This is a genomic window from Phaeobacter sp. JH20_08, from assembly GCF_048056635.1.
Classification (GTDB): domain Bacteria; phylum Pseudomonadota; class Alphaproteobacteria; order Rhodobacterales; family Rhodobacteraceae; genus Phaeobacter; species Phaeobacter bryozoorum.
Genome location: NZ_JAYMVV010000005.1, coordinates 999,833 through 1,012,179, shown reverse-complemented (window position 1 = coordinate 1,012,179; position 12,347 = coordinate 999,833). Strand labels below are relative to the sequence as shown.

Below are 12,347 nucleotides of genomic sequence, written 5' to 3'. Positions count from 1 at the left end.
CCGGATTGTGACGACCTGAATCCCGAAAATAGGACGCGATAAACTGCCGTTGTCCGCACATCAATTGGCATGCGTTCAAAAACGGAGGTTCCCATGAAACGCCTTGCCCTTCTCACCATGCTTGGATTGCCAATCGCGGTTCCGGTTGCGGCGGATATGCTGCCCGGTTACGACCGGTTCGATCTGACAGCCGACCACCGCGCCAGCCCCATCGCCGCCTCGATTTGGTATCCGGCAGCGAACCCCACATATCGCGCGCCTGTCGGCGATGGTCCGATCTTCGACCCGACCTTCGCGTTCATTGGCCCCTCCATTGCACAGGGAGAGCATCCGCTTGTACTTTTGTCCCATGGATCAGGCGGTAATTCCGATAGCCTGGGATGGCTGACAAGCGGCCTTGTCGCGAACGGGGCGATTGTTTTGGCGGTGAACCATCCGGGATCCACAAGCGGCGATAGTTCCCCTCGCCGATCGGTTGATCTGGGCGCGCGCGCAAATGACCTGACGGCCGCGCTCGACATGATCCTCGCTGACCCTGCTTTTGCGCCATTCATCGATCCAGATCGGATTGGCGTCGTCGGATTCTCCTTGGGCGGGACCACCGCTCTCGGGATGGCCGGCGTCCGCTTCGATGGTGCTGCGCAAGATACGAATTGCAGCACTGGTCCCGATGCTGCTGATTGCGTTTTCTTCCGCCGTGGCGGAGTACGGTTTGCCGACTACCCCGGTTTCGAAGCGGATGCACGCGACCCGCGCATCTCACGGGCCGTGATTGTCGACCCCGGCTTTGGCGGTGCCGCTGATCCAGGGACGCTCCAGGGCGCTTTGGCGGGGATTACTCTCATCAACCTGGGTGATGCAGACAGACTCGGAGCTGTTGACGTGGGACCGGATGGAAATGACCTCGCGAACAGGTTGCCCGATGCAACATACGTTGAGATTGCAGCGGCAAACCACTTCACGTTCCTCGGCACCTGCAAATCTGGTGCCGCCGCGTTGCTTGAAGAGGAGCAGGACGACCCGATCTGCACGGACCCGAAAGGCGCGGATCGCACCACTGCGCACTTGCAGCTGATTGACGCAATTACGTTTGGTCTTGAGCTCTAAGAGAGGCTCTCGCTCGATCCATCAATAAAAAAGAGTGCGGCTTCCAGTTAACAGCGCCGAAGGCAGCACTCTTTGCCAAGACTCAACAGTTTCTAACACCGGCGGAAAGGACCGGTTTTGACGCCGCTAAATCATCAAAACTGATCCTGGCGCAGCCGCAGCGAAAGCCCGTTCTATCTAATATTTTTCCATTTGGATCAGCTGGTTAGGCTCGTTTCATGCGGTGTGGACCGCGTTAACCAATCTGACACGGTGGAAGCCACGGGATGGAAGCGCCGTGCTATCGGGAAAGCGCAGACATCGGTCCATAATATCGGTTAGAGTTTCGCGGGTTTTTCTGAGTTTGGAGGCTCCGCGCCGGTGCCTTTGGCATGGGGTTGGTCTCGTTTATCGGCCTTACTGCGTCGGTTTGGCCCCCGTTGCGACGCATAGATTGCATTGGGGCAAAGCCTCTTTGCGACCGGCACCTGCGAGGAAGCTGTAATGGCGCATGCGATGGAACCGGTTTGGCAGGACGTGCATCAGGAAGCGGCGGATGAACTCATACGTATTGAGCGGCATTGTCTTCATGCGATCCCCACTTTTGATCCGGTAGTCTTTCCATTTGAAGGCCACGGTGTTTGCATCAGCGCTGACCAGTCGGTGGTTGGAGATGGCGATGCCGTGGGTTTAGCGGGACAGGTATGCCAGTACGGTGAGATCACCAGAGAACCTCAGTTGTCCTGCGCGGTGCAGGGCCATCAGGCCTTCGACAGACACCCGCCGGGACAGCCGCGACAGCATGCGCACATGCAGAACAAACCCAGGTTTGCAGGCAACCCACAGGGTGCCGTCCGGCGGCAGGCCGCCACCCGGGACGATCATGAGGATGTGGGGATGATGGGGCCACGCCGGAGGCGTGCTTTCAGCACGACGCCGAGCCCCAGGTGTGCAGCACGCTGGTCAAGCCGACACGGGCGCCGAGCGCTTCCGTGCGACAGATCTCGATGGCCGACATGAGGCGCAGTTGGCTGCGCTGAAGCCGCGATACAATTGCCGCGGTGAGAGCGGGTTGACCCGGGGCTTTCCGGGAAAGAGCCAGCCATCCGGTGGAGCCTCACGCCAGGAGTCACGCAGAAGGTCCAGCAATCCGGGCGACAGCATCACCTTGCGATCCTTACCGCCTTTGCCCTTCTCGACGTGGACCAACATCCGATCGCTGTCGATATCCGTGACCTTGAGATTGCAAACTTCCGACGCGCGCACCCCTGTACCGTAGGAAATACTGAGCGCCGCTCGATACTTAAGCCGAGGGCCGGGCGCGACCCTGAGTATCTCGAACACCTCTTCGGCGCTGAACACCACCGGAAGCTTGCGCGGTTCCGTGCGAAAGTGCAGGCAATCCTTCATCGCGGGCTGTTTACACGTCGTCTCGAAAAAGAACCGCAAACCCACAAGCCCCGCATTGTTGGTCGACGGGGTGACATTCGTGTTCACCATATGCAGCTGGTAAGCGCGCAGGTCTTCGGGCGTTGCAGTATCCGGCGATCGGCCAAGAAAATCGAACGGCCCGGATGTGCGCCTTCTGCGAACTCTCCCTTCGCCCTTTGATCCGCATATCTTCGATCATCCGCTCTCGAAGCGGTGTCAACTTCATGTCCGCCATGGGGAACTCCTGTCTGTTGATTGAGAGACCCCAATCGTCAGACAGACACGCCCATTCCCAAAATCTCAGTCGTCAGATCATCCCGCAACGGTATCACCGAGCGCCCCTGCCGCCGTCGCGGCTTCGTCCCCGTCCCGCGCTCCGGACCGTTGCACGCTCGTGGTGAAGGGCCGGACTGGGTCCGAAATCCTGGGTGTTTGGGCGATCGAGCCTGGCGCGCTTTTCTTGAGGACGCGGAGAACGCACCGCATCTGGTCAAAGAGGCGTAACTGTCGGCATCTCTATGACTTTCGCGGCCGCGCCATATGTCACAGAAAATTGCCGCAGGATATGATGAACCAGGAACATACATCTCCCTGCCCTCACAGCTCCTCCAGCGCGGCGAATACTTCAGCCGCAACCTGCCCTCAGGCCTGCCCCCTTTCGGACCAACGACTATGAGTGTTCTTCCCGCAGCCGCCAGGTTTTGCCCGCAGCTGTGTGCTCGTCATCAGCGCATCCACCATCCCGGCCCCCACAGCCGCTCACAGACAATGGCGCGCCCTACTGCGCGCCTAGCGGGCTGCCTTCGACATCTCTGATTGCCAATGCGCCAGACGTTTGTCGGTGGCATTGGCGCCAACGCTGCTGTGCAGCCTCTCGCTGCTGTCCAGCCCGACCCGCCGCTTGCCGCGCAGCAGGAAAATCTTGCCCCAGCCGCGCCAGGTCCCGACGGAGGGCGCCGTCGGATCAACCGGAAACCGCATCCGCCAGTCGCGCGGCAGCGGTAGGCCACAGTTTTCTGCCCGTTCCAGCATCCACACCAGCGAGACATTTGACAGCGGCCGCGCCGCTTCGAACCCGCCCAGCTGCCCGCCGACATCGCCATGGCTGCCGCGAAACCAGACCTGCTCAACCTTGCCGTCGTGACCATCCGGGCATTCCCAGAGAACCGGCTCAAACACCCGGCGGGTTTCGTCCAGCGCAAGCGCGTGAAAGCCGTTCTTCACATGTCGGCCCAGCTGATGGTTGTGAAATCCGTGTCGCCGCTCCGCCCAGCGCCATAGCAGCGGCAGGCGCAGACCCAGCGCCTTCACCGTATCCCAGACCCCCACCATTTCGATCTCCACATTTCGGTGGCAATACCGCTCGCTGAAGGTGGAGGCGACACAGGCTCCGGTCTGCGCCATCGCCTGCCCATGACCGGTCGCATCGGGTTCAGGGGCCGTCTCTTCGCCCGTCTCGGCCATGGGCGGCAGGCTGGTGGCGGTATGATCACGCATCCCGCTGGCCGAGGCCCCGCCGCATTGATAATGCCGGTAGGCGGTGCGGATATTGCGCACCGTGGCATGTTCGGCCTTCAGCAGCCCCACCTCGTCAATAACCCCCGCAAGGGAGCGCACCGCATAGGCCCCCCGCGAATAGCCCATCAGGTAGATCCGGTCGCCAGGACGATAGCGCGAGGCAAGATAGCCATAGGCTCGGCGGATCTGACGGTTGATGCCGCGCCCGATCATCACATCCGTCGTCTTGCGCCAGCTCTGCCATTGCACACCGGCCTCATAGAACACCGAAACCTGCGGGCCGACCTCGCGGCACAGCCGGTAGACCATGCCCGCATGGGTCTCATGTCCGGGTTCCAGCGTCGACATGGTGCCATCCAGGATGATCACATGCGCCTGCGGCCCACGCAGCTTGGTCTCGGCGGAATGCTCGGAGCGCAAAGGCCGCCCAAGCCATCCCAGGATCCTCTTACTCAGCTGCGTCAGCGACATTCCTCAATGCTTCCCATAGTCTAAGTGGTGTAAACGGCATCTCTATCTGCTGAACGCCGCGCTCCCGGACCGCGTCCTGCACCGCATTGGCAACCGCCGCCAGCGCCCCCACGGTTCCGGCCTCGCCGCAACCTTTCATACCCATCGGGTTCTGGGTCGATGGCACCGGCGCAAAGCCTACCTCAATCATCGGCACATCGGCGGCACGCGGCAAGGCATAGTCCATAAACGATGCTGTGAGCAGCTGCCCGTCGGCATCGTAGACGACACGCTCCAGAATCGCCTGCCCCAGCCCCTGCACCACCCCGCCATGAACCTGACCTTCAGCCAGCAACGGGTTAATGAGATTACCAAAGTCATCAACCACCGTGTAGCGATCGACATGGCTCAGCCCGGTTTCCGGGTCGATCACGATCTCGGCAACATGGGCTCCGTTTGGAAACGAACGCCCCGGCAGTTTGGCCCGTGCCGCGTGACGCAGCAACTCGTGGCGGCCTTGCGCACGGGCCATCTCTGCGGCCTCCACCAGGCTTGGCCGCTGGTTGCTGCCCGGGGCAGTGAACCGTTCCCCGTCAAAGGTGACGGAGCCATGGGCGACGCCCAGCTCCTCCTCAAGGAAGGGGGTAAAGGCGGCGATCATCACATCGACGGCTGCAAGCGTGGCATTGGCCTGGGTGGTCACCGAACGTGATCCGCCGGTGCCGCCGCCCTGGGCAATCCTGTCGCTGTCACCCTGCACCACGGTGATATCAGCGGCAGGGATTCCGGTCTGATCCGCAAGAAACTGCGCATAGACCGTTTCATGGCCCTGCCCGTTGCTCTGCGTTCCGACATAGATGCTCACCCGACCCTCCGCTTCAAAGGCGACCTCCGCGCTTTCAGAAGGATCGCCCAAAATACTTTCGATATAGTAACACAGCCCAACGCCCCGTAAATTTCCGCGTTCCGCATCAGCGGCCTTGCGCCCAGCGAATCCCGCCAGATCTGCCGCCTCTTCGGTGCGCGCCAGCAGCTGGTGGAAATCGCCGACGTCATAGGTCTCATCCGTTGCGGTCTGGTAGGGAAACTGGTCGGCGCGGATAAAATTGCGTCGCCGCAGCTCCCATGGGTCGACGCCGAGCGCGTGGGCGGCGTGATCCATCACCCGCTCCAGCACATAGATCGCCTCCGGCCGACCGGCGCCGCGATAGGCATCGACCTGAGCGGTATTGGTATAGATCCCCTCAACCCGCAGCCAGGTGGCGCGGATGTCATAGACCCCGGCCAGCACCCGGCTGAACAGCTGCGTCTGCACCGGCTGGCCGAAATGTGAATTATAGGCGCCAAGGTTGCAGTGACTGTGGACCCGGTAGCCGGTAATGCGCAGATCCGCATCAAAGGCCAGCTCCGCCAGAGAGGTCAGATCGCGCCCGGCATTATCGCTCAGCATCGCCTCGGTACGGTCCGAGATCCACAGAACCGGCCGACCCAGCAACCGCGCGGCATGGGCAACCGCGAAATACTCAGGATACGGCATCGCCTTCATGCCAAAGCCGCCACCGACATCCGGTGTGGTGACATGCACCGCCTCGGGCGCCAGTCCCAGCTTCTCGCTGAGCTGCTTTTTCATCGCCCAGACGCCCTGACCGCCATAGGTGAACTGCAACCGGCCATCGGCCCAGCGCGCAAAACAGCCGCGCGGCTCCATCGTGTTGACAATGATCCGGTTGTCTTCGACCTGTAGCGCCACCCGGTGGGCGGCAGCGGCGAATGCGGCGTCCGTCGCGGCCTCATCGCCCATGCCCCAGTCAAAGGCCCGGTTGTCAGGCGCCTCCGGGTGCAGCTGCTCGCCCCCTGCGACCAGATCCAGTTTCGCCGGCAGATCGTCGATATCAAGCTCGATCATCTCACCAGCGTCGCGCGCCTGATCCAGCGTCTCGGCAATCACCACCGCAATCGGCTCACCGACAAATCGAACCCGCTCGCGCGCCAGCATTGGCCGTTCGGGCGCAGCTGCCTTGCTGCCATCGCGGTTGGTCACCACGGCACCGTCCATGCCCACGATCAGTCCAGCTGCCTCAAGATCAGCCAACGCCAGCACCGCCGCGACGCCGTCGGCCTCGCGCGCCATGTCGAGATCCAGATGGGTGATGGTGCCATGGGCGACAGGGCTGCGCAGCACCCAGGCCCGCAGCGCCCCGGCTGGCGCGATATCTTCCAGATAGCGCCCCTGCCCGGTCAGAAACCGCACATCCTCGACCCGTCTCACGGGTTGGCTCTTGCCGAATTTATCCATCACCGCCCCTGACCTGCCTTGCGTGTCGGATCGCGTTTCAGCTGCAAAACGTCCACAGCGGCGCCGGGTCCGCCCCGCGCCGCAGTGTTGATCCTGTCAGAAGCGAGACTAGCCTCAGGGGCGCGCTTGTCCAGACAGCTCGATCACTGTCGCCACGTCCGACAGCCCATAACCGTTGAACTGCGTGCTCATGGCCGAGGAATAGGCACCAAGCCCCGGAAACAGCACATAGTCACCGATCCGGGTGTCGCTTGGCAGCGGCAGCCCATCGGGCAGCCGGTCCAGGCTGTCGCAGGTCGGCCCGAAGACCACCCGCGGCTGGCAGTCCGCCACCCGGCGGGTGCCATCGGCGGCCACCACCTCGACCCGGCCCGGCAGGCCCATGTCGCGGATATCGACCAGCCCGCCATAGATCCCGTCGTTCAGGAACACCACCGCGCCCTGCTTGCGCATCCCCTTGACGCGCGCCGCCAGGGTAAAGCTTTCAGAGACCATCGCGCGCCCCGGCTCGCAGATCAGCTGCGGCCTCTCTGCACCAAAAGCCTCATCGGCGGCAGCTGAAATCGCCGCAAAAACCTTTTCCAGGTCCGGCGCCACCCCGTCGCGGTTGGCAGCAAATCCCCCGCCGACATTGAGCCGGGCAATGCGGACACCGGCGGCATCCACGATCCGTTTGGCGGCATGAACATATTCGACCCAGGCGCTCTCATCCTCGCATTGGGTACCGGGGTGAAAACACAAGGCCGGGGTCCAGCCCTCAGCTGCCACCCGTTTCAGCAGCTCAATCGCCAGCTCGGGTTCGGCCCCGAATTTGCTGCCGAAATCATAGGCGGCACCGGCCACCGGCAGCGCAAAGCGCACGGCGATTTCGCAGGTCTTGGGCACCTCGGCCAGCTTGTCCAGCTCGCTGGCCTCATCCACAGACCAGCTGGCAACGCCATGGGCGATCCCTGCAGCGATCTCCACCTCCGACCGCACCGGGTTGTTGTAATGCATCACCGCATCGGGGCTTGCCGCGCGCACCGCATCCATTTCCGCAGGCGACGCCACATCAAAACCGGTGATCCCCGCCGCCACCAGATTGGACAGCACAGCAGGATGCGGGTTGGCCTTCACCGCATAGGTCACCAGCCCCGGAAAGCCTTTTTGAAAGCGGTTGGCCACATCATGCAGCACGCGCGGCGAGAAATAGAGGATCGGATGATCCGGGGTGCTGCGCGCCAGATGAGTTTCAGGGGAAAGCCAGAGGGGTGGGATCTGCTGCATGGGGAACGGCCCTAATTGGAATATTCGGTGGTGTTTTTATCAGTTTCCGCCGAAACCCCGTCGATTTCGCTCGTCACATTGACTATAGTGACGAAAATCACCGTCATATCGCAGGTCAAACATGCAAACCGACGAAACCGACCAACATCTGCTGACGCTCCTGCGCGAGAACGCCCGCCGCCCTGTGGCGGATCTGGCCCGGCGTCTGGGGCTGGCGCGCACGACGGTGCAGGCACGGATCGAGCGGCTGGAGACCTCAGGCGTGATCAGCGGCTACACGCTGCGCACCTCGTCGCAGGCGCGTCCGCCGCTTCAGGCGACGGTGCTGATCTCGATTGAACCCCGCTCCGGCCCCGAGGTGCTGGCCCGGCTGCGCGGCTTACCCGGCGTCGAGGTGGTCCATACCACCTCGGGGCGCTTTGACCTACTGGCACAGGTGGTGGCGCAGACCACGGCGGAGCTGGACGAAACCATTGACCGCATCGGCGAGGCACGCGGCGTGCGCTCTTCCGAAAGCCTGATCCATCTCGCAACCAAACTGGACCGCACCGGCCAATAGTGTTCCCACGCGCCGCAACGCGTGCCAAAGCCTCCCACCACATCCAAACCCTGGAAAACGTGAAAAGTCGTGCGCCCGGCCGCCCCTGCGGTATCCGCATCAAGGGCGCCCGGGCGGCTTGAAACCATAGACATCGGCAATCAGGATCCGAGGGAGATCCCTGTGGACAAAGGCGGCTTGGAACTCCACCTCGGTGACCCGGGCGCGACATCACTCACTGTCATCTGCATCCCGATATCCCCACCACCAACCGTGCCGGATTAAGCTTAAAACGCCGTTATCACCGCGATCGTTCCAAATTAATTTTGGTTTTTCAAAAATCATCCGCCAACACCGCCCCGCCAGCACCGCCGCCTCCTATCGAGCCTTTCCCTTTCCCCCGCCATTCGCTATGGGATGAGCCGATTAGATGGATACGCAGGCAGGACATTCCGATGGCGATGGACAAGACATTTAACGCAGCCGAAGCCGAAACCCGGCTTTCCGAGGCCTGGGAAAAGGCAGGCTGTTTCCGCGCAGGTGCAAACGCCAAGCGCAGCGAAACCTACAGCGTCATGATCCCGCCCCCGAATGTCACGGGCGTCCTGCACATGGGCCATGCCTTCAACAACACGCTTCAGGACATCCTGATCCGCTGGAAACGGATGCAGGGGTATGACACGCTCTGGCAGCCCGGCACCGACCACGCGGGCATCGCCACCCAGATGGTGGTGGAGCGCATGTTGGCCCAGACCCAGCAGCCCTCCCGCGGAGAACTGGGCCGCGAGAAGTTCCTGGAAAAGATCTGGGAATGGAAAGAACAATCCGGCGGCACCATCATCAACCAGCTGAAGCGCCTTGGCGCTTCCTGTGACTATGACCGCACCGCCTTCACAATGGCCGGCGCTGCGGGCGACACCCGTACGGGCCATGAGAATTCGCCCAATTTCCACGATGCGGTGATCAAAGTCTTTGTTGAAATGTACAACAAGGGGCTGATCTACCGTGGCAAGCGGCTGGTGAACTGGGACCCGCATTTTGAGACCGCGATCTCCGACCTTGAGGTGGAGAATATCGAGGTTGCGGGCCACATGTGGCACTTCAAATACCCGCTCGCCGGTGGGGCCACCTACACCTATGTGGAGAAGGACGAGGACGGCAATGTCATCCTCGAGGAAGAGCGCGACTATATCTCCATCGCCACCACCCGTCCCGAAACCATGCTGGGCGACGGCGCGGTGGCTGTGCATCCTTCGGATGAACGCTACGCGCCTATTGTGGGCAAGCTGTGCGAAATCCCGGTCGGCCCCAAGGAGCACCGCCGCCTGATCCCGATCATCACTGATGAATACCCGGACAAGGATTTCGGCTCTGGTGCCGTAAAGATCACCGGCGCGCATGATTTCAATGACTATCAGGTCGCCAAGCGCGGCGGCATTCCGATGTATAACCTGATGGATACCAAGGCGAATATGCGCAGCGACGGCGCGCCCTATGCCGAGGAAGCCGCCAAAGCACAGGCCATCGCCAATGGCGAGGCAGAGTTCACCGAAGCCAGCATCGCCGCGATGAACATGGTGCCGGAAGAATACCGTGGCCTGGACCGTTTCGAGGCACGCAAACGCGTGGTCGCCGACATCACAGCCGAAGGTCTCGCCGTGATGCAGACCACCAGCAGAACGGTAAAGGATGAGGACGGCAACGAGACCGAGGTGACCGAGACCACGCCTTATGTCGAGAACAAGCCGATCATGCAGCCCTTTGGCGACCGCTCCAAAGTGGTCATTGAACCGATGCTGACCGACCAGTGGTTCGTGGACGCGGCAAAGATCGTCGGCCCGGCGCTGGACGCGGTGAAAGACGGCACCGTCAAGATCCTGCCGGAAAGCGGCGAAAAGACCTATTACCACTGGCTGGAGAACATCGAACCCTGGTGCATCTCGCGCCAGCTGTGGTGGGGTCATCAGATCCCGGTTTGGTATGGGCCAGTCAAAGACCAAGCTACCGGCAAATTCGACTATTCGCGCATGGAGGTCATGATTTGTGCATCCTCAGCGAGTGAAGCTGAAGAAAAAGCCAAAGCACTCTACGAGGTTGAGTTCGCTTATAACAGCCCACAGGAAAACGCAAAATTCCTCTGGGATGACGAAGTTGAAACAGCCACGTTTATTTCGCAGTCGGGTAACAAAGCCGGGAAAGAAGACGGTTCTGCAAACTTTGTACTGCTGCTTCGCGACCCCGACGTGCTGGACACCTGGTTCTCCTCCGGTCTCTGGCCGATCGGCACACTCGGCTGGCCCGAGTGGACTGAGGAAACCTCGAAATACTTCCCGACCTCGACGCTGGTCACCGGTCAGGACATCCTGTTCTTCTGGGTTGCCCGGATGATGATGATGCAGCTGGCGGTTCTGGATCAGGATCTGCCGGTTGAACAGCGCATCCCGTTTGACACCGTCTACCTCCACGGCCTCGTCCGCGATGCCAAGGGCAAGAAGATGTCGAAATCCACCGGCAACGTGGTCGACCCGCTGGAGATCATCGACGAATACGGCGCCGACGCGCTGCGTTTTACCAATGCGGCGATGGCCAGCCTTGGTGGCGTGCTGAAGCTCGACATGCAGCGCATCGCAGGCTACCGCAACTTTGGCACCAAGCTGTGGAATGCGGTGAACTTCGCCCATTTCAACAACGTCTATGACGCCGACACCCCCGCCTATGACATCCCCGATGCCAAGGCCGCCGTGAACCAGTGGATCATCGGCGAAACCGCCAAGGTCCGGGTTGAAGTGGACGCCGCCCTTGAGGCCTTCCGCTTCAACGACGCCGCCCTCGGCCTCTACGCCTTTGTCTGGGGCAAGGTCTGCGATTGGTACATTGAACTCAGCAAACCGCTGTTCGGCTCCGAGGATGAGGCGGTGATCGCCGAAACCCGGCAGACGCTGGGCTGGGTGCTGGATCAGTGCATGATCCTCCTGCATCCGATCATGCCCTTCATCACCGAGGAGCTGTGGGGCAATACCGCCAAGCGGTCAAACATGCTGGTGCATGAAGACTGGCCGACCTATGGCACCGAGCTGGTGAACGCCGATGCGGACGCCGAAATGAACTGGGTAATCACCGCGATCGAGAACATCCGCTCCACCCGCGCGCAGATGCACGTCCCGGCGGGCGCCAAGATCCCGATGGTTGTGACCGAATTCTCCGATCAGGCGCGCAGCGCCTGGGAGAAGAACGAGGCGATGATCCAGAAACTTGCGCGGATCACCACGCTGGAACAGGTCGACACCTTCCCCAAGGGCTGCGCAAGCGTCGCCGCCCCCGGTGCCTCCTTCGGCCTGCCGCTGGCGGATGTCATCGACGTGGACGCCGAAAAGGCGCGTCTGGAAAAAACCCTGGGCAAGCTGGCCAAGGAGCTGGGCGGCCTGCGCGGACGTCTCAACAACCCCAAATTCGCGGCCTCCGCCCCCGAAGAGGTGGTCGCCGAGGCCCGCGAAAACCTGAACCTGCGCGAGGAAGAAGAAGCCAAGGTGAAGGAAGCGCTGGCGCGCCTTGCCGAGATCGGCTGATCACAACAAACTGCGGGGCAAGCCATTGGTAATCCTACCGGCTTGCCCCGGTACGATCTCCAAAGATGAGATCCAGCGCCGCGGCAGCAACCGCCCGCGATCAGGTCATGTGCCCTGCATAAACGGCGCGATCTGCCGCCCCGATTTGCACTCCTGGCTGAGCCATCCCGTCAAATCGTCCCCATAAGGGGAAAAA

At 61.7% G+C, this 12,347-nt stretch carries 7 protein-coding genes and 1 pseudogene; 3 read left to right on the top strand and 5 right to left on the bottom strand.

Annotation, left to right across the window (positions count from 1 at the left end; all coding sequences use genetic code 11):
* Positions 1–156: 156 nt before the first annotated feature.
* Entirely contained in the window at positions 157–1,107 is a 951-nt protein-coding gene (locus tag VWY75_RS06830; protein ID WP_416537347.1) for an alpha/beta hydrolase family protein, read from the top strand.
* Between the two features lie 408 nt (positions 1,108–1,515).
* On the opposite strand, the pseudogene VWY75_RS06825 reads toward VWY75_RS06830, so the two are convergent.
* The 5 genes and pseudogenes from VWY75_RS06825 to VWY75_RS06805 all read right to left on the bottom strand — a co-directional run.
* Positions 1,516–2,071: pseudogene (locus VWY75_RS06825) on the bottom strand (transposase); the annotation flags it as partial.
* Positions 2,050–2,592: a tyrosine-type recombinase/integrase gene (locus tag VWY75_RS06820; RefSeq protein WP_416537379.1), complete on the bottom strand. Its 543-nt coding sequence runs from the start codon at positions 2,590–2,592 to the stop codon at positions 2,050–2,052. The pseudogene VWY75_RS06825 and the gene VWY75_RS06820, both read right to left, overlap by 22 nt.
* Before the next feature lie 714 nt (positions 2,593–3,306).
* Positions 3,307–4,506, bottom strand: a complete 1,200-nt coding sequence (locus VWY75_RS06815) for a DUF2235 domain-containing protein (protein WP_416537346.1) — start codon at positions 4,504–4,506, stop codon at positions 3,307–3,309.
* Positions 4,484–6,781: a xanthine dehydrogenase family protein molybdopterin-binding subunit gene (locus VWY75_RS06810; protein ID WP_416537345.1), complete on the bottom strand. Its 2,298-nt coding sequence runs from the start codon at positions 6,779–6,781 to the stop codon at positions 4,484–4,486. The genes VWY75_RS06815 and VWY75_RS06810 overlap by 23 nt, the downstream gene beginning before the upstream one ends.
* Before the next feature lie 114 nt (positions 6,782–6,895).
* Positions 6,896–8,047, bottom strand: a complete 1,152-nt coding sequence (locus tag VWY75_RS06805) for a type III PLP-dependent enzyme (RefSeq protein ID WP_416536286.1) — start codon at positions 8,045–8,047, stop codon at positions 6,896–6,898.
* Between the two features lie 121 nt (positions 8,048–8,168).
* On the opposite strand from VWY75_RS06805, the gene VWY75_RS06800 reads away from it, so the two are divergent.
* Both VWY75_RS06800 and VWY75_RS06795 read left to right on the top strand, forming a co-directional pair.
* Positions 8,169–8,606, top strand: coding sequence for an Lrp/AsnC family transcriptional regulator (locus tag VWY75_RS06800; protein ID WP_340545227.1), 438 nt, complete (start codon positions 8,169–8,171; stop codon positions 8,604–8,606).
* Positions 8,607–9,040: 434 nt separating this feature from the next.
* Positions 9,041–12,151: a valine--tRNA ligase gene (locus VWY75_RS06795; RefSeq protein WP_416537344.1), complete on the top strand. Its 3,111-nt coding sequence runs from the start codon at positions 9,041–9,043 to the stop codon at positions 12,149–12,151.
* Positions 12,152–12,347 lie beyond the last annotated feature (196 nt).